This window comes from Microcoleus sp. N9_A2, from assembly GCF_036701775.1.
In the GTDB taxonomy this organism is placed as follows: Bacteria; Cyanobacteriota; Cyanobacteriia; order Cyanobacteriales; family Microcoleaceae; genus Microcoleus.
Map to the genome: position 1 here is coordinate 9613 of NZ_JAUBRH010000037.1, position 17967 is coordinate 27579.

The window sequence follows — 17967 nt, forward strand, 5'->3', positions numbered from 1 at the left end:
GCAGCAGCAATTAGCTACCGAAAAGCAAAATCTCGAAGGCCAATTAGCCGAAACTGTAGCGAAATCAAGTTACGAAAGTTTACAGCAGCAGTTGAGTGAATGCGAAAGTTCGATCGCTTCTTTGCAGCAGCAATTCGCCGAAAGAGAACACCAGGAACACGAGTTGCAGCAGCAACTAGCCGAAAAATCCAGTGCTCTGGAATCTTTGCAGCAGCAATTCGCTGAAAGAGAACACCGGGAACACGAGTTTCAGCAGCAACTAGCCGAAAAATCCAGTGCTCTGGAATCTTTGCAGCAGCAATTCGCTGAAAAATCCAGTGCTCTGGAATCTTTGCAGCAGCAATTCGCCACCGAAAAGCAAAATCTCGAAAGCCAATTCCAGGAAACCGTGTCGAAGTCGAGTTACGAATCTTTGCAGCACGAGTTAGCAGAAAAGTCAAGTGCGATCGGCGACTTCCAAGTTAAACTGACCAAGTTGCAATATCTGGAAAATGGATTGAGCCAGAGTGCGGCGATACAGCGGAATGACGACGCTTTGCAGCAACAGTCTCAAGAACAGCTAAGAACCATCAAAGCTTTACGGGAACAGCTAGCTCAAATGCAGGCTGTGGCTGGGATTGGCGAAGCTTATCTCAACAAGTGGCGCCGTCCCTGATTCTTTCATCAACACGGCACAGTCTAACGCTCCGGGTGCCCCCGGAGCACCTTACCCCTAAAACGTCCTCTCAACTCGGCCTCCTTCCTCTTGTAGCGATAGATTTCAATCTGTCGCCACAAGAGCTTTTTATTGCAAAATATGAGCATACTATTAAGAAATATTACAATAAATAAATTATGAGAGGCGATCGCACCCCTGAGAGCAAATCCAATCCCGCAGACACTAAGGGCCGCGTCACGGTAATTGGAGGCGGCATCGGCGGGCTGACAGCAGCCGCCCTGCTAGCCCGCAGAGGATACCAAGTGCTAGTCTTAGATCAGGCGATCGTCCCCGGAGGATGCGCTTCCACCTTCAAACGCCAAGGCTTTACCTTCGATGTGGGCGCGACACAGGTTGCAGGATTGGAACCCGGAGGGATTCACCACCGAATTTTCTCGGAATTAGATATCGAACTTCCCGCCGCCACACCATGCGATCCCGCTTGTGCGGTGTTTTTGCCGGGAGAAACTGCACCGATTAGCGTCTGGCGAGATCCGCAAAAATGGCACGAAGAAAGACAGCGGCAATTTCCCGGTAGCGAACGTTTTTGGCAATTATTATCTACATTGTTCCAAGCTAGCTGGAATTTTCAAGGGCGCGATCCAGTTTTGCCGCCCAGAAATTTCTGGGATTTCTGGCAATTAATTCAAGCTGTGCGCCCCGATACTTTAATTACTTTGCCTTTCACTTTTATGACGGTGGGTGATGCTTTGCGGCTTTGTGGGTTGGGCGACAATTTGCGCTTGAGAACTTTTCTGGATTTGCAGTTAAAATTGTATTCTCAAGTTGATACCGAAGAAACGGCGCTGCTTTACGCGGCGACGGCTTTAGGAGTTTCGCAAGCGCCGCAGGGATTGTATCATCTAGAAGGAAGTATGCAGGTGTTGAGCGATCGACTCGTAAGTGCGATCGAACTCTACGGCGGCAAAGTCCTGTTGCGGCATACAGTCGAAAGTATTGTCACCACTAACGGCACAGCCACCGGTACAGTGATTCGCAATCAAAAAACAGGCGAAGTTTGGACAGAAACTGCCGATCGCATTGTTGCCAACGTGACCGCGCAAAATCTAGTAAAATTGATGTCAAGCGAGCCTGTTTTAGAAACTTTAACAGATAATTCAGACATAACAAACCAATTGCCAAATCAAATGGCAGGCTACAAATATCGAGTTGATAAATTGCCGCCCGCATCCGGCGCATTTGTCATATATTTGGGAGTGCATGAAAGCGCAATTCCGGCAAATTGTCCGCCGCACCTTCAGTTTCTTTACGATTACGACGGCGAGATTGGGGAGAATAATTCATTATTTGTTTCAGTCAGCCATCCGGGTGATGGCCGAGCACCGCAGGGAATGGCGACAATTATCGCTTCGTCTTTTACTGATACTCGAATGTGGTGGAATTCGGTTGATTATGAAGGATTGAAGCAAAAATATACCGCAGGGGCGATCGGCCGTTTGAGCGAATATTTCGATTTGACACCCGAAAAAATTGTACACCAAGAATCAGCCACACCCCGCACCTTTGCCCGCTACACGGCGAGAGATAGAGGTGTTGTGGGTGGCATCGGCCAGCGAGTACCAACCTTCGGCCCCTTCGGATTTGCCAACCGCACACCAATTAAAAATTTGTGGTTAGTAGGCGACTCCACCCATCCCGGAGAAGGCACTGCCGGTGTTTCCTATTCTGCTTTAACAGTAGTGCGACAGATGGAAGCCGCCTCTAAAATAGACCTCTTGCAAAAATAGCTGGGACGGGCAAGATGCCCATCCCACAGTTTTTTCTCTTGTGGGATGGGCATCTTGCCCGTCCGAAAATTTGCTTAAAAGGACTTTTGCAAGAAGTCTAATCTAAGAGGACACGGCAATGCCGTTTCCCTACGCCAAAAATAATTAATCGCGCGAGAGATGTAACTATCGCGCGATTAATTTTAGGGAATAGTTAACAGTTAACCGTCCACAGTCAACAGTCAACAGTCAACTGTTAACAGTTAACCATCATTCCGGTGTCACCGGAATTGATATCAACTACATTCTCTGACTACTTGATAGAAATCTTTGCGCCCACAGCTTCAAGCTGTTTCTTCATTTCTTCAGCAGCTTCCTTAGCAATAGCTTCCTTAACTGCCTTCGGTGCGGCTTCTACCAAGTCTTTTGCTTCCTTCAGGCCCAGACCGGTAATTGCGCGGACTTCCTTCAGAATTGCGATTTTCTTGTCAGCAGGAACTTCTTCCAGAATCACGCTGAACTCAGTTTGTACTTCTACTTCTTCAGCAGCAGCCGCTGGGCCGCCCATCATCATCATGCCGCCTACAGGAGCAGCAGCGCTAACGCCGAAAGCTTCTTCAATTTGCTTGACCAATTCAGAAGCTTCGAGCAAGCTCAGAGTCTTCAGTTTTTCTAAGATTTCGTCAGTTGCAGTAGACATTTTTTGAACTCCTAGTTCGATTGTAGATTTGGGATTGGGGATTTGAGATTTGCTCATTCATCATTAGTTTTTCGTCTCCAGTCTCTATCTATTGCTAAATACTAATGACTGAGGACTAATGACTAATTACTAATGACTTACGCAGATGTGCTTTCTGCTTCTGCTTCAGGTTGTGCTTGTGCTTCTACTGCTGCTTCTGCTTGAGGTTCTGCTTCAGGTTGTGCTTCTACTTCTGCGGAATCGCCGTCTTTTTCAGCATAAGCCTTAAGACCACGAGCGATCGAAGTAGGAACTTGATTGATACCCACAGCCAACTTGGTTGCGACACCGTTGATAGCGCCAGCAATTTGAGCCATGAGTTGTTCTTTCGACGGCAGATCAGCTAATGCTTTAACATCAGCTTCTTTCAGCACCCGTCCTTCCATCACGCCGCCGCGAAGTTCAGTCTTCTTAGAGACTTTTTGGAATTCTTGGTAAGCTTTAATCGCGCCGCCAATATCTTCTTGCACGAACAGAAACGCCGACGTACCGGTCAGCAATTGCTGTATCGGCTGCCAGGTTTCGTTGCCTTCAACCGCAATTCGCATCAGCGTGTTTTTTGCCACTTGGCAACTGCTGCCTTTCGGACGCAAACGCCCACGCAAATCTGTGATTTCAGCAACAGTTAAGCCCGTGTAGTCGATCGCGATTACCAATTGAGATTCGCTCAAGGTTTGCTTGAGGTCTGCAATAATCTCATTTTTTACTGCTAAACTTTTGCCCATACTTATTTCACCTCCTTTTAGGATCTCAAACTGCCAATCAAAAACCCCAACCTTATAGCCGGGGCAGAGAATTAAAAATTAAGAATTAGGAATTAAAAGATAGAACTTTTTAATTTATTTTCTTGAGTTTTTATTTCTTCAGCCTCGGCAGGAAATTAAGCGCTCGGCACCTGCGGTCTTGGGCTTATGGATTTTTGATTAGGCTATCATCAGAAGGCAGACATTAGCAAGGGTATAGTCCAAATCTCGTGAGAGATTTATACAAACAACCGAAGCTGTCTTTTACTTCTGCCTTCTGCTTAATTCTTTCTAGGCACCATCAAGTTTGGTATCGCGCAGGGCACTGATATCGACTTCGATCGACGGGCCCATTGTTGCGGATACGTACAAACTGCGCCAGTAGCGACCTTTAGCACCAGAAGGACGGTTGCGGTCAACAGTTTCTTGCAAAGCATGAAGGTTGACGAGCAAATCTTCCGCTGAGAAAGCTGCCTTGCCAAACATAACATGAACGATGCCAGTTTTATCGGCACGGAATTCCATCTTACCACCTTTAAACTCGTTGATGGCTTGAGCAAGGTCAGTCGTCACCGTGCCACCTTTCGGAGAAGGCATCAAACCGCGCGGGCCCAACAACCGACCCAATTTTGCCACCAACGGCATCACATCTGGGGTAGCAATCAGGCAATCGAAGTCCATCATGCCCTTCTGAATTTCATCGATCAACTCTTCCGAACCAGCAATATCCGCGCCGGCATTCAGAGCTTCTTTAACTTTTTCGCCCTTAGCAATCACCGCAATTCTGACTACTTGACCAGTTCCTTTTGGTAGCGATACAGTTGTCCGCAACTGTTGGTCAGTATATTTCGGGTCAATTCCCAAACGGATGTGAGCTTCAGCAGATTCGCCAAACTTAGCGGTTGCTGTTTCTTTCAAAAGTTGCAGAGCTTCCAGCGGTAGATAAGGTCTCTCTTCAACTTTCTTTTGAAGTTCTTGCAGTCTTCGCGATACTTTCTTTGCCATTTTTGTTTTTTGGGGTCAGTCGATTTTAGATTTTGGATTTTAGATTTTAGATTGAATTGTTTAGCTCATTTCTAATCTAAAACATTTGCGATTCCTAGCGAAGCTTTGCTTCTCCCCCTGAATCGACTTAGGACTTACGATTTGAGCTTGAAGATTTTAGCTTCAAAATTCTGAATTACTGACAACTGTCAACTGACAACTGACAACTGACTTCAATCCGCGATCGCCACGCCCATGTTTTTAGCTGTTCCCGCCACAATTTTCATAGCAGCTTCAACATCATTAGCGTTAAGGTCAGGCATTTTGGTTTCAGCGATTTCTCGCAATTGAGCCTGTGTAATTGTCCCTACTTGCTTGCGATTAGGTTCACCCGAACCCTTAGCAATGCCAGCAGCTTTTTGAATCAAAACCGAAGCCGGGGGGGTTTTGAGAATAAACGTAAAACTGCGGTCTTCAAAAACCGAAATTTCTACCGGAACCACCAGACCAGCTTGGTCTGCGGTTCTAGCATTGTACTCCTTGCAAAACATCATAATATTGACGCCGTGCTGACCCAGGGCTGGGCCGATAGGAGGAGCTGGGTTGGCTTTTCCCGCCGTAATCGCCAACTTAATTACTGCAACAACTTTCTTTGCCATTAGTTAGTTCTGTTTCTGAACCTGATTGAACTCCAATTCTACAGGCGTATCGCGCCCAAAAATCGATAGTAAAACTTTGAGCTTGTTCCGTTCCGGGCTAACTTCAATCACATCACCTTCAAAATCCTTAAATGGCCCGGAAAGTACCACAACGTGGTCTCCTGTCGCCATCGATACTTTGACAACCGGTTCTGATTCCTGAGCGTTTCTGAAGATCCGTTCTACTTCCGAATGACTCAGAGGTAACGGTTTGACGTGACCCCTGCCGCGCCCGTAGCGGCGTTTTTGCTCTGCCCCGACAAAATTAATTACATTCGGGGTATTCTTGATCACCTGCCACGTATCCTCGTCCATAAACATACGGATGAGTACGTAGCCGGGAAAGATTTTTTCATCTGACTGCCGCCTGGAACCGTCTTTACCGACTTTGATCGCCGGAGTTTGCGGAATTTCGACTTGAACGATGCGATCGGCAACATCCAAAGTTTGAATCCGCTGCTGCAAGTTTGCCTTCACGCGCTTTTCGCAGCCAGAGGCAACTTGAACAGCATACCAGCGAGCATCAATTTCCGGCACATCTGGCGATGAAGCCTGTCCCGTCGCTTCTGTGGAATACTCAGATTCTTCTGATGCAAAAGTCATGACCCAAACACCTTTGCTGCGCCCCAGTTAAAGAAGTTATCCACCAAATAGATCAGGCTTGCTGAAAGGATTACCATCAAAAGCACTGCCAAAGACTCGCTGATTAACTGCTGCCTGCTGGGCCAAACCACTTTGTCGAGTTCTTCTCTAGTTTCCTTAAAAAAGCCCGCAGGGCTAAACCCAGGCGCCGTTATTTCTTGAGTTTCTTGAGCTTCGTCTTTTTTCGCCACGATTTAATCCCCCTTGCGATTTTAGATTTTAGATTTTAGATGGTGTGAGTGGCCCGCGGCTCTCAGATTTTTTGACACTAACCACTTACGCTCAAGTCCAAAATCTCCAATCCAAAGCCACGACTTTTTTACAAGCCCAACCAATCAACGGCGTAAATGTCGATCGCCCAAACAGAAGATCGAGAGACCACACCGAGCATTTGTTGATGGCATTTTTTGCGAACCGCCCACAAAAATTAATTCTACCCGAAAGTTTACGGTTTTGACTGTTGCCAGCCAATAATCCGGGCGCTTTCGGGCAGAATTTAAAGTTTGGTGATTCAGCGCGCCCTGGAGGACTTGAACCCCCGACATCAGGTTTTGGAGACCTGCGTTCTACCAACTGAACTAAGAGCGCACAGGTGAGGTTGCTGAAATTCGCTTAACCTCTAGATTTCTATTTTAACACAGTGCGCTCGTAAATGGGAAACTTTTTTTGAAATTTCTCAATTTCCCATGAATCATGAACCAAGGGAAAGCTGGGTGCATTCCTACAGGGAGCGATCGAACCGCTGTTTGACGCGAGTTGCCTTGCCCACCCGATCGCGCAGGTAGTAAAGTTTTGCTCTGCGGACTTTCCCGCGGCGCATCACTTGGATCGTAGCGATGCGGGGCGAGTGAATCAAAAACACCCGTTCCACGCCGACGCCCTGAAACACGCGTCGGACGGTGATTGTTTCATTAATCCCGCCGTTACGCATGGCAATCACAGTCCCTTCGTAGGGCTGAACCCGTTCTTTAGAACCCTCTTTAATTCTTACGCCGACGCGCACTGTGTCGCCCACGTAAATTTCGGGGAGTTGTTTATTGAGTTCTTGCTTGACTCTATTTATTTCTTCCGTCTCGATCGAACGGATTATTTCTGCGCCTTTCATGGGATTTACCAAAACTCACAATCCCTTATCATATATCGCAATGCCCGTTTTATGTCAAAAAATTTCTATGTTAGATACCTCTGGGGTCGTATTTCTGCAACTGGGGGCAATGGCTGCACTCGCCTTCTACGTCGCCGCCAACTTGGGGGCCAACGATGTCGCTAACTCGATGGGGACATCCGTAGGCTCGAAGGCGCTAACGCTTCGGCAGGCAATAATTGTTGCAGGCATACTGGAATTTTCCGGCGCAGTGCTGTTCGGCCAAGGAGTTTCCGAAACTCTAGCAACAGGAGTTGTGAATGTAGATGTGTTCGCGGCCCAACCACAGGTATTTTTAATCGGGATGGTGTCAGTGCTGATAGCTTGCGGGATATGGCTGCAAATCGCTACCAGTCGAGGTTTGCCAGTTTCTTCATCTCATGCGGTGGTAGGTGCGATCGCGGGTTTTAGCTGTGTTGCAGCCGGAATTAATGCAGTTGATTGGCGAACCATCGGCACCATCTCCCTAACTTGGGTGGCGACACCTGTTGCTAGTGGTGCTTTAGCCGCGCTATTTTACAGTGTGGTGAAGTATTCGATTCTCGATCGGCCAGATCCTCTATCTCAAATGCGCGAGTGGATACCTTGGCTGAGTGCAGCAATGCTGAGCGTATTTGGGATTATTGTACTGCCGTCTATTGTGGATGTTGCTTTCGTGCAGACAGGAGCGATCGCCTTTGTGTACGATCGATTTGGCTGGAGTCTGCCAATTCACGATATTGTCATTGGTATCGGGGGAATTGGGGCGATCGGGCTTTCGCTCAATAGCTGGAAAAAATTAGAATCAGTTGAGAAGGAAGAAGGTTCGGCAGCGGATTTTGTAACGGATGTAACGGATGTAACGGATGCAAGGAATAAGAAAGAGGGAATATTTTCCCAATCTCCCCCTCTCCCCCTCTCCCCCTCTCCCCCTCCCCGCCACTCTCTCATCGAGCAACAGATGGCGAGATTTCAAGTATTGAGCGCCTGTTTTGTAGCATTTGCCCACGGTTCCAACGACGTAGGAAATGCCGTTGCGCCCCTAGCTGCGATCGCCTATATCCGGCGCACAGGTTCCTTTCCCTCAGACGATTTCAGCGTTCCACTGTGGATTTTAATCGTCGGAGGCGTAGGAATCGTCATCGGTTTAGCAATTTGGGGCAAAAATGTAATTGCCACAGTCGGCGAAAAGATCATCCAACTGCAACCCAGCGGCGGATTTTGCGCGGAATTAGCCACAGCCACCACAGTCTTGCTAGCATCCCGCTTCGGTTTGCCAGTTTCCACATCCCACGCTTTAGTCGGTGCAGTTGTCGGAGTCGGACTGATCAAAGCTTGGAAAACAGTACGCTGGGAAACTTTGCTGTCAATTGGTTCGGCTTGGCTGGTGACAATTCCGATCGCAGCCGCTTTGGGTGCTAGCATTTTCAGCATCGCCCAATGGATTTTAGCCAGATGAACGCAATTCGATCGATCGCGCCCAACGGCCGCTCAATCACTTAATTTCTGTTTCAAGCAAAGGTTTAGCTGTCTGGCCAGCACCTCAACACACGGCTTTCTCAACATAGTAAGGTGATTGCCAGGAACTCGAATCACCTCTACTTGTGCCGCCGTTAAATCGCTCCAGCCAAGAGTCGGATCTTGATGGTTCGTGCTGAGCTTTTCCCCCGATCTAAACAGAGTAATTCGGTGCGGATAAATTTTCGGTACATAGCTGAGGGTTGCTTGACTGTTAGCTTGAAATACAGTGAACATCGACGGAATTGCCAGCTCCCGCCAGTTGTTTTGTTTTGACTCCTGAGATAGGATACTAACCATAATCGCCTGTTTCCAATTCCAGCTATGCCAAAAATTAGTTACCCAATTAAGCAGCTTATTTAAATTAGGGAACCTGGCTGCAATTCCGCCAAATTGCACATTTTCCGCAGCAGCCACCAAGCGAAAATAATCGACCACAAAAGGCCAGATAGAGCGGGAAACAGTAGTCAGAATAAACTTGCAACCGTCCCAAACAGAAGGTTTGTTAACAGCAACCGGCGCCAAAGTATCGAGCACAGCCAGCAAAGCCACTTCATCCCCCGCTGCGAGCAACTGTTGAGCCATCTCAAAAGCCACCAAACCACCAAAAGACCAACCTCCTAAAAAATAAGGCCCTTTTGGTTGAACGGTACGCAAGGCTGCGATGTAGTCAGCCGCCATGTCTTCAATGCTAGTTAACGGAGAACTTTCGCCGTCAATTCCTTTGGGTTGCAGCCCGTAAAACGGTTGATTTTCTCCTAGCTGAAATGCTAACTCGACATAAGGAAATACCACGCCAAAGATGGGATGGACGCAGAAGAAAGGCGGATTTTTACCGCGAGACTTAATTGCCACTAACGGCGACCATTCCTCAGAATTTGTTCCTGAATCTAGCGAATCTGCTAAACCTTCAATTGTCGGATTTAAAAAAAGGGCAGACAGCGACAACTCGCGCTCAAATTGCTGGTTGATCTCATTTATGAGGCGGATTGCGAGCAGGGAATCTCCACCCAAATCGAAGAAGTTGTCGCCAATGCCAACTGGCTCTGTGTTAAGGATTTCTGACCAAATTTGGGCGAGGGTTGACTCGGTTGGCGTGCGAGGTGCAATGCAGCTTTTATCTGTTGAATTGCTAGTGAGATTCTGCGGCGATATTAGGCGGTTGCGATCGATTTTGCCATTGGGAGTTAGGGGCAGAAAGTCGATCGCCACAAAAGCACTGGGAATCATGTAATTGGGCAGTTGTTGTTTGAGGAAATTCCGCATTTCCACGGGATTAAGCGTCTGATTTTGATGGGGGACAACATAAGCAACTAGGCGCTTGTTTCCAGACAAATCATCTTCAGCCACCACCGCTGTTTCTTTGACTGCGGGATGCTGAAGCAGCAGCGCTTCAATCTCTCCCAATTCTATTCGATAACCGCGAATTTTTACCTGTTCGTCAGTGCGGCCTAAAAACTCAATATTGCCGTCGGGAAAATAGCGCGCTAAGTCACCAGTTTTATAAATTCGTTCTCCTGCTTTCTGGCTAAACGGATTAGCAATAAATCGCTGGGCGGTTAATTCGGGGCGGTTCAGGTAGCCTCGCGCCAATCCGCTGCCGCCAATGTACAATTCACCGGGAATTCCAACGGGTACAGGCTGTAAATTTTTATCTAAAATATAGAGTTGAGTGTTAGCTATTGGGCGGCCGATTGGCGGTTTTTTGTGTGAAGCGAAGCTATCCCGCAGGGAATCGCCAATTTCGGCAAAACTTGACCAGACTGTCGCTTCTGTAGGGCCATAAGCGTTAAAAAATCTGCGCCCAGAAGCCCAGCGTTTAACAATATCCGGAGAACAAGATTCGCCAGCACAGATGATTGTTTGCAGTGCGGGAAGTTCGGCGTTTGGAAGGACTGCTAGCAGCGAGGGCGGGAGGGTAGCGTGGGTAATAGCATTGTCCTGCAAAAATTCGATTAATGTTTGTCCGGGCAACAAAGATTCTTTCTTGGCACAGTAAAGTGTTGCTCCGGTTCCCAAGGCCATGATAATCTCAAAGATTGAGGCATCAAAACTCAGGGAGGCGAATTGCAAAATGCGGTGATTTGAGTTTAAGTTAAAAGCTTCTATTTGAGCTAGGGCTAAGTTGTAGAGTCCCCGATGTTCGATTAAAACGCCTTTGGGTTTTCCGGTTGAACCTGATGTGTAAATGACGTAGGCTAGGTTTTCTGGTATGATATTTGTAGTTGGGTTTTTTGGGCTTTGTCGGGCAATAATTTCTCTGTCGGAGTCCAAACACACTACTGAAAAAACTCCGTAATTTTCCGGCTGCGTCAAGTTTTTTGCTAAGTGCTGCTGAGTCACCAAAATCGACACCTGAGCATCTTCTAACATGAAGTTAAGGCGCTCTTGAGGATAAGTTGGATCTAAAGGCAGGTAGGCTGCGCCTGCTTTGATAATGCCTAAGATACCGACGATCGCATTTAAGGAACGTTCTACACAAAGCCCTATTAAAACTTCCGGTTTGGCACCCAATTGCTGCAAGTAACGTGCAAGTTGGTTGGCTTTGCTGTTGAGTTGGCGGTAGGTTAACTGCTGGTTTTCAAAGACTGCGGCTACAGCATCGGGCGCGAGCTCGACTCGCTCTTCAAATAGCTGATGGAAACACTGGTTTTGCGGATAATCTCTCTGAGTGTCATTCCAATCATTTAATAATTGCTGGTATTCTGGTGCTGTCAGCAAAGCCAAGTCGCTGAGGCGCTGTTGGGGATTTGCAACAATGGCTTTTAGCAGTGTTTGGAAATGTTCCGCCATGCGCGCAATTGTGGCGCGATCGAATAAGTCTGTGCTGTAGACAAATTGCCCTTGAATGCTTCCTGCATCTTCCCACAAGTTGCACTCTAAGTCGAGCTTGGCGGTTCCTGCGTCAAAGTCGATCGCCCCCAAAGTGATTCCCGGCAATTCTAGCGCTGCTACAGGAGTGTTTTGCAGGCTGAAACTAATTTGAAATAGGGGGTTGCGGCTCAATTCGCGATCGGGGTGCATTTCCTCAACCAACTTCTCGAAGGGCAAATCTTGGTGGGCGTAGGCTGCCATTGCGACGTTTTTTACCCGATGCAATAGTTCCCGAAAAGTTGGATTTCCCGACAAATCTGCACGCAACACCAAACTGTTGACAAAAAACCCGATTAATGCTTCTAGTTCGCTCAGGTTGCGATTGGCGATCGGCGTTCCTACTGCAATATCTACTTGTCCTGTATAGCGGTACAGCCAAGTTTGAAAAGCGGCTAGTAAAGTGATAAATAAAGTCGCGCTTTCTTGCTGGCTAAATAACTTTAGCTGCTCGCTCAAAGCAGGTGATAGTGTTATAAAATGTTTAGCACCCCGGTAGGATGGAACCGCCGGCCTTTGTCTGTCTGTCGGTAGATTTATTGCGGTAATTCCCTTTAACTGCTCGCGCCAATAATCTAACTGGGTTGCTAATACTTCGCCCTGCAAGTATTGGTGCTGCCATTCTGCAAAGTCCGCGTACTGTACGGGCAGTGCTGGTAAGTGCGAAATCCCATTTTTTACAAATGCCGTGTAGAGCGTTCCCAGCTCTCGAATTAGCACTCCCATCGACCAACCATCAGCCACAATATGATGTAAATTCAGCAACAATATATGTTCGGTTTCACCCAGTTGTAGCAGCGTTACTTTGAATAAGGGCCCAGCAGCTAAATCGAAAGGGCATTGCGCTGCATCGGTTGCGAGTTGCAGCGCTGCGGTTTCCTGCTGAGTTGGCGAGAGATTTTGTAAGTCAATTGTGGGGAGGGGTACTGTTAAAATGGGAGCAATAATTTGTACGAGTTCCCCTTCCAAAAGCGTAAAAGTGGTGCGTAAAGTTTCGTGCCGCTGCACAATTTCATTGAAGGTTTGCTCTAAGGATCTGAAGTTGAGGGAACCTGTTAAGCGGAGCGCTGTTGAGACATTGTAGAAAGGATTGCCCGGTGCTAATTGATTGAGGAACCAAAGCCGCTGCTGGGCAAATGATGCCGGGAAGACAAAAACTTCTGTTTCTTGCTGCATATTTATCGGAATTGCACCCGTTCAACCGCCTTAATTTTATTTACTTTCTCGATCAAAAGATGATAGCTTCATCCGCCGACTTTCGCGAGAAATAGCCACTAACGCCGGAGCTTTAATATTAACCTTGCTCTCTTTTAAACTCTCCACAATCTTAGACAATTCTCCGATTGTCGGCGCTTCAAAAACCCTTCGCAAAGGCAACTCTACCGCGAAAGCATCTCGCACTCTAGAAACAAGCTGAGTCGCCAGCAGCGAATGGCCTCCCAATTCAAAGAAATTGTCGCGGATACCCACTCGCTTTATCCCCAAAACTTCGGCCCAAATTTTCACTAAAACTTCCTCAACAGAAGTCTGAGGCGCAACATAACTGCCAGCCCATTCTAACTTAATTGGCTCCGGTGCGGGCAAAGCGAGGCGATCGACCTTTCCGTTAGCCGTCACCGGTAGCGACTCCAGCACCACAAAAGCCGACGGAATCATATATTCAGGCAGTTTTTCTGCTAGATAAGCCTGCAACTGCGGTACTAATTTCCGGGCTGCTTTAGCTTGCAAAGGATTGTTAGCATAAGAGCGCCAAGGACGCAAGTTATCGCTTCTGGTTTCTTGCCCAAAATCTCTGGTTTCGCCACGTGCAAACACTACATCGTAGCGCCCTTGACTGTCGGAATCAGACCAACTAATATTGACATTATACGGAACTTCTAAAGCATACCAATCCTCTGGTTCTACTCCTAAATTCTCGACTTTTTCTACGGTTTTCTGCAACTGAGCTGCTGTGGTAAATTTATCGACAACTGACAGCAATTCTGCCGCCTTAACTGCGGCCGTTACCCGCGCATTAGGCACATTAGCAATTATTAAAATATCGAGTTGATTTTCCAATAATGTTTGTTGCACCTTGGTAACAGTCAGATTCTGATTTTCATCCGACCAATCCAACCGTTTTTCTGGGCCCTGCCCCCCTTGTGCCGGGGATTGGGGGCAGGGCGGTTTCATTCTCGGTAGGGGCAATCCCCCCGTGGTTGCCCCCATGTCTGAAACGCCTGTGAAATCGTCTGTGGGTGGGGGCGGGCACGGGGGCACCGCCCCTACAAAATCGCCATTTTCGTGAGAATGAAACCGCCCTGGGGATTGGGGGGGATCTATTTCAGACGCAATATGCAGAATAGCATTGTACCGAAAATCAGTTAACTCGTTGTGGTAACTACCGCGAATTAATTGAATCTCTACGCCGCCAATCTGCGGAAAGCGGTGCTTTAAGGCGCTAAAAAAATCGGGATCAATAACTAACTCTGTTTCTTGAAAAATTTGCATTTGCACTCGCTGCTGCAACTGTTCGCCAGCGAGAGAAGGTTCGGCTTGATACAGTTGTACTGAAGCGTGGAAAGCTGCCAGCAAGGGCAAGCTGCGGACATCTCCGATGAATATAAAGCCGCCTGGAGCAGTTGCTTGCACTGCACCTTCTAGCACCTGCACGAGATAGTCGATATTCGGGAAATATTGCACGACAGAGTTGAGAATCACCGCGTCAAAAGCTGCTGTCTCTACTCCTGCAAAGTCAGTCGCCATTTTCTGAAGCAGCGTTACATTAGCTAACTGTTGATTAGCCAAGTGTTGCTGAATGTAATTGAGCGAAATCGGGGAAAAATCTGTGCCGCAATAGTGAGTGCAGCGAGGCGCGATTTGGAACAGCAACAAACCTGTGCCGCAGCCAATTTCTAACACTCGCCTAGGCTGCAAAGCTAAAATTTGGGCTGCTTGATTGTTCGCCCAGTCGCGCACCTGTTCTGCTGGGATTGGCTGATTGGTATAACTGCTATTCCAGCCGACTATATTAAATGTTGGATCTGAGTCAACTGCTGGTCGATCGTAAGTTTCATTGTAGAGCATTTGCCACTGCAAAACCTGTTCGTCCTGCAATTGCATGATTTGGTTGGTTTCGCGGGCAACGCTATATTCTGCATTGAGGGCGACATAAGCTATTAAACGTTTATTTCCTTCTGCATCTTCCGAGGTTGTAGCTGCGGTTTGCTGTACCGCCGGATGTTGAGTTAATACTGTTTCGATTTCTCCTAATTCGATGCGGAAACCGCGAATTTTTACTTGTTCGTCAATGCGTCCCAAAAATTCCAGGTTGCAGTCGCTTCGGTAGCGCACTAAGTCGCCGGTTTTGTAAATTCGCTCTCCTGAATTTGCTTTAAAAGGATTGGAAATAAAGCTTTGTGCGGTTAAATCGGGGCGGTTGAGGTAGCCGCGAGCGAGTCCGTTTCCGCCGATGTACAATTCGCCCACAACGCCGATCGCCACCGGCTGCAAATATTTGTCTAATATGTAGATTTGAGTGTTAGCAATGGGGCGGCCAATTGTCGGGGCGATGTCTATTTGCTCTGTTGCAGGAATGTAACCGGAAGTTGTGACGACGGTGTTTTCGGTTGGGCCGTAATTATTTACTAGCTTAAATGGATGGGATTTTAAAGGATGTTGTTGCAGTTTTTCGCCGCCTGCGAGCAAGATTCGCAACGCTGTATTTTGAGGCCAATCTAATCGCAAAAGTTTTTCGGCTAAAGGTGTTGGCAAAAAGCTAATTGTTATTGCTTTTGATACTAACCAGTTTTGCAGTCTTTCAGGATCTCGCCTGATTTCGTCTTCTGGAAAGTAGATGCTAGCTCCGGCGGCGAGATAAGGCCAAATTTCCCACCCGCAAGCATCAAAGCCGATCGCAGCAATTTGCGTTGCCCGATCGCCCGCTGACACCCCAAACTCTCTTTGATGCCAAAAAACGAGATTTAACAAGCTCCCGTGCTCAATTTCCACTCCTTTCGGCTTTCCGGTGGATCCGGAGGTGTAAATCGCGTAAACCAGATTTTCGGCTGTGGCTGCGCTGGTGGGATTGTCGGCGATTTCTTGGGAAATCATCTCCCAGTCTGTGTCTAAACAAACTATCTGTAAATTGGGCGAGCGCAAATTCTCTATCCATTGCTGCTGAGTTAACACAACAGATAATTGAGCATCTTTTACCATAAAGCTCGATCGCCCGACAGGATAGCTGGGATCTAAAATTAGGTAAGCTCCTCCCGCTTTCAGGATACCCAACATCCCCACGATCAGATCGATCGATCGCTCTACGCACAGCCCGACTAAAACTTCCACCCCCACCCCGATTTTTTGCAGATAATGTGCTAGTTGGTTGCTGCGGAGATTGAGCTGCTGGTATGTGACTCGCTCATCTCCAAATACCAGCGCCACCGCCGAGGGCGTTTGCGAGGCGTGAAGTTCAAAAAGCTGATGTACGCACAAATTTAGCGGATAATCTGCCTGAGTTTTGTTGCATTCAACTAACAAATGATAACGCTCTTTGGCGCTCAAATATTGCAAGTTAGCAATTCGCTGTTCGGGATTTTTCACAATGCTTTCTAACAGCGTTTGAAAATGCCCTAACATTCGGGCGATCGTAGCTTCATCAAATAAATCGGCGCTGTAAATAACCATGCCGCTGATGCCCTCGGAGCTGTCAACCCACAGCTTATTGCTGGGCGATTGGTTGCTTCCCGAGCTGTTGGGCGATCGCTCCCACAAATGAAACTCCAAATCAAACCGCGCTGTACCCACATCTAACTGCTGCGGGCTGAGTGTTAATTCTGGCAATTCTAACCGATTACCCGGCGCGTTTTGCAGCGCAAACGCCACCTGAAATAAGGGATTTTGGTTCAACGCGCGATCGGGGTGCAGTTCTTCTACTAACTTCTCAAACGGCAAATCTTGGTGAGCGTAAGCTCCTAATGCTACCTCTTTGACTCGGTTTAAAAGTTCCCGAAAAGTTGGATTTCCCGACAAATCTGTCCGCAACACCAAACTGTTGACAAAAAAACCGATTAGTGCTTCTATTTCACTGCGGTTGCGATTGGCGATCGGCGAACCTACTACAATATCTTCTTGCTGCGCGTAATGGTAAAGCAACGTTTTAAAAGCTGCCAGCATTGTCATAAACAGCGTCACTCCTTCACGCTGGCTCAACGTTTCTAAAGCTTCGCTCAGTTGTTTTGGCAGTTGCAAAAATTGCCTTTTGCCTCGGTAACTTTGAATTGCTGGTCTGGGCAGATCCGCAGGCAAATTTAGCATAGAAAGGCCGTTTAACTGCTGTCTCCAGTAAGCAAGCTGCGTTTCTAAAACTTCCCCTTGCAGCCATTCGCGCTGCCATTTTGCAAAATCAGCATACTGGATCGACAAAGCAGGTAAAGGCGAAGGTTTTTCGCTAGCAAATGCCGTGTAAAGTGCGCCTAATTCCTGAATTAATACTCCGATAGACCAACCGTCGGAGACGATGTGGTGCATATTCAGCATGAGTAAATATTCGGCATCATCTAACTGCAATAATGTGACTCGCAGCAACAAGTCATTGGACAAATTAAAAGAGCGTTGAGCTTCCTCTGCGGTGAGCCTGTTTGCTTCAGTTTGTCGAGATTCCTTTGGCAAGGTTCGCAAGTCCACTACATTAATCGGAAGGTGGAAAGCAGCAGCTATTCTCTGAACGGGTTGGCCCGAAACTACTGCTAAAGTCGTGCGTAAAGCTTCGTGGCGGCGCACAATTTCATTGAAGGTTTGTTGCAGCGCCGTCAAATTGAGCGAACCTGTCAAACGCAATGCTGCGGGAACATTATAAAAAGGATTGTTTGGTACTAATTGGTCGAGAAACCACAAGCGCTGCTGTGCAAAAGAAAGCGGTAGATTTCCGTCCCGCCCCATAGGGACAATCGGTGTAGGAGTGAAACTAGAAGTACGATTAGCTGCTTTTAAAAATGAAATAATTTCGGCTTTTTTCTGAGAAATCTCGGCGCGCAGTTCGGGTGTAATAATTCCTTCGGGAGCGTTGCAGCGCAGGCGAGATCCCTCAACAAAAACATTAATATCTAGACTGCGAAGATAAGATAAAAACTCTATTAACTCTACCGTGACAGAATCTCTTACATTTGCCGATGAACTCGATATTGTTGGCTCTGGCATTTTGAGTCATCCTATGATTACTTGGGCACATCAATAAAAGAAATTCCA

12 protein-coding genes, 1 tRNA gene, 1 pseudogene and 1 other annotated feature are annotated in these 17967 nt (G+C 47.4%); of the genes and pseudogenes, 4 read left to right on the forward strand and 10 right to left on the reverse strand.

Translation table 11 applies throughout. The features are described from left to right. Both QUA44_RS19745 and crtD read left to right on the forward strand, forming a co-directional pair. Window positions 1-655: pseudogene (locus tag QUA44_RS19745) on the forward strand (CopG family transcriptional regulator); the annotation flags it as partial. A 179-nt stretch (window positions 656-834) separates the two neighbouring features. Beyond that, complete coding sequence (gene crtD, locus QUA44_RS19750) at window positions 835-2445, forward strand: C-3',4' desaturase CrtD (RefSeq protein WP_333253620.1); 1611 nt, start codon at window positions 835-837, stop codon at window positions 2443-2445. Window positions 2446-2737: 292 nt separating this feature from the next. On the opposite strand, the gene rplL is transcribed toward crtD, so the two are convergent. The 6 genes from rplL to secE all read right to left on the reverse strand — a co-directional run bounded on the left by rplL (window position 2738) and on the right by secE (window position 6421). Beyond that, window positions 2738-3124 (reverse strand): 50S ribosomal protein L7/L12, encoded by a 387-nt coding sequence (gene rplL, locus QUA44_RS19755; RefSeq protein WP_333253618.1) that lies wholly within the window; start codon window positions 3122-3124, stop codon window positions 2738-2740. Between the two features lie 137 nt (window positions 3125-3261). After that, window positions 3262-3888: a 50S ribosomal protein L10 gene (gene rplJ / locus QUA44_RS19760; protein ID WP_333253616.1), complete on the reverse strand. Its 627-nt coding sequence runs from the start codon at window positions 3886-3888 to the stop codon at window positions 3262-3264. A gap of 29 nt (window positions 3889-3917) precedes the next feature. Continuing rightward, window positions 3918-4089, reverse strand: a sequence feature (ribosomal protein L10 leader region). 108 nt (window positions 4090-4197) lie between these two features. Next, window positions 4198-4911, reverse strand: a complete 714-nt coding sequence (gene rplA, locus QUA44_RS19765; protein ID WP_333253615.1) for a 50S ribosomal protein L1 — start codon at window positions 4909-4911, stop codon at window positions 4198-4200. A gap of 212 nt (window positions 4912-5123) precedes the next feature. After that, window positions 5124-5549, reverse strand: a complete 426-nt coding sequence (rplK, locus tag QUA44_RS19770) for a 50S ribosomal protein L11 (protein ID WP_006635588.1) — start codon at window positions 5547-5549, stop codon at window positions 5124-5126. 3 nt (window positions 5550-5552) lie between these two features. Continuing rightward, complete coding sequence (gene nusG, locus QUA44_RS19775) at window positions 5553-6191, reverse strand: transcription termination/antitermination protein NusG (protein ID WP_333253613.1); 639 nt, start codon at window positions 6189-6191, stop codon at window positions 5553-5555. After that, window positions 6188-6421, reverse strand: a complete 234-nt coding sequence (secE, locus tag QUA44_RS19780; RefSeq protein ID WP_333253611.1) for a preprotein translocase subunit SecE — start codon at window positions 6419-6421, stop codon at window positions 6188-6190. The genes nusG and secE overlap by 4 nt, the downstream gene beginning before the upstream one ends. Before the next feature lie 71 nt (window positions 6422-6492). On the opposite strand from secE, the gene QUA44_RS19785 reads away from it, so the two are divergent. Beyond that, entirely contained in the window at window positions 6493-6687 is a 195-nt protein-coding gene (locus QUA44_RS19785) for a hypothetical protein (RefSeq protein ID WP_333276672.1), read from the forward strand. 58 nt (window positions 6688-6745) lie between these two features. Here QUA44_RS19785 and QUA44_RS19790 read toward each other — a convergent pair. Beyond that, window positions 6746-6818, reverse strand: a tRNA-Trp gene (locus QUA44_RS19790). A gap of 133 nt (window positions 6819-6951) precedes the next feature. Continuing rightward, window positions 6952-7335 carry a 50S ribosomal protein L19 gene (gene rplS / locus QUA44_RS19795; protein ID WP_333130053.1) on the reverse strand — a complete coding sequence of 128 codons (384 nt, stop codon included), beginning with the start codon at window positions 7333-7335 and terminating at the stop codon, window positions 6952-6954. Window positions 7336-7402: 67 nt separating this feature from the next. On the opposite strand from rplS, the gene QUA44_RS19800 reads away from it, so the two are divergent. Then, complete coding sequence (locus QUA44_RS19800) at window positions 7403-8812, forward strand: inorganic phosphate transporter (protein ID WP_333253608.1); 1410 nt, start codon at window positions 7403-7405, stop codon at window positions 8810-8812. Window positions 8813-8844: 32 nt separating this feature from the next. Here QUA44_RS19800 and QUA44_RS19805 read toward each other — a convergent pair whose 3' ends face one another. Both QUA44_RS19805 and QUA44_RS19810 read right to left on the reverse strand, forming a co-directional pair. Then, entirely contained in the window at window positions 8845-12918 is a 4074-nt protein-coding gene (locus QUA44_RS19805) for an amino acid adenylation domain-containing protein (protein ID WP_333253606.1), read from the reverse strand. A 36-nt stretch (window positions 12919-12954) separates the two neighbouring features. After that, window positions 12955-17919 (reverse strand): amino acid adenylation domain-containing protein, encoded by a 4965-nt coding sequence (locus tag QUA44_RS19810; RefSeq protein ID WP_333253604.1) that lies wholly within the window; start codon window positions 17917-17919, stop codon window positions 12955-12957. Window positions 17920-17967: the final 48 nt, after the last annotated feature.

Excerpts from the sequence above, each read along its gene's own strand:
- crtD (WP_333253620.1), top strand. The coding sequence starts at position 835 with ATGAGAGGCGATCGCACCCCTGAGAGCAAATCCAATCCCGCAGACACT.
- rplL (WP_333253618.1), bottom strand. The coding sequence starts at position 3,124 with ATGTCTACTGCAACTGACGAAATCTTAGAAAAACTGAAGACTCTGAGC.
- rplJ (WP_333253616.1), bottom strand. The coding sequence starts at position 3,888 with ATGGGCAAAAGTTTAGCAGTAAAAAATGAGATTATTGCAGACCTCAAG.
- rplA (WP_333253615.1), bottom strand. The coding sequence starts at position 4,911 with ATGGCAAAGAAAGTATCGCGAAGACTGCAAGAACTTCAAAAGAAAGTT.
- rplK (WP_006635588.1), bottom strand. The coding sequence starts at position 5,549 with ATGGCAAAGAAAGTTGTTGCAGTAATTAAGTTGGCGATTACGGCGGGA.
- nusG (WP_333253613.1), bottom strand. The coding sequence starts at position 6,191 with ATGACTTTTGCATCAGAAGAATCTGAGTATTCCACAGAAGCGACGGGA.
- rplS (WP_333130053.1), bottom strand. The coding sequence starts at position 7,335 with ATGAAAGGCGCAGAAATAATCCGTTCGATCGAGACGGAAGAAATAAAT.
- QUA44_RS19800 (WP_333253608.1), top strand. The coding sequence starts at position 7,403 with ATGTTAGATACCTCTGGGGTCGTATTTCTGCAACTGGGGGCAATGGCT.
- QUA44_RS19805 (WP_333253606.1), bottom strand. The coding sequence starts at position 12,918 with ATGCAGCAAGAAACAGAAGTTTTTGTCTTCCCGGCATCATTTGCCCAG.
- QUA44_RS19810 (WP_333253604.1), bottom strand. The coding sequence starts at position 17,919 with ATGCCAGAGCCAACAATATCGAGTTCATCGGCAAATGTAAGAGATTCT.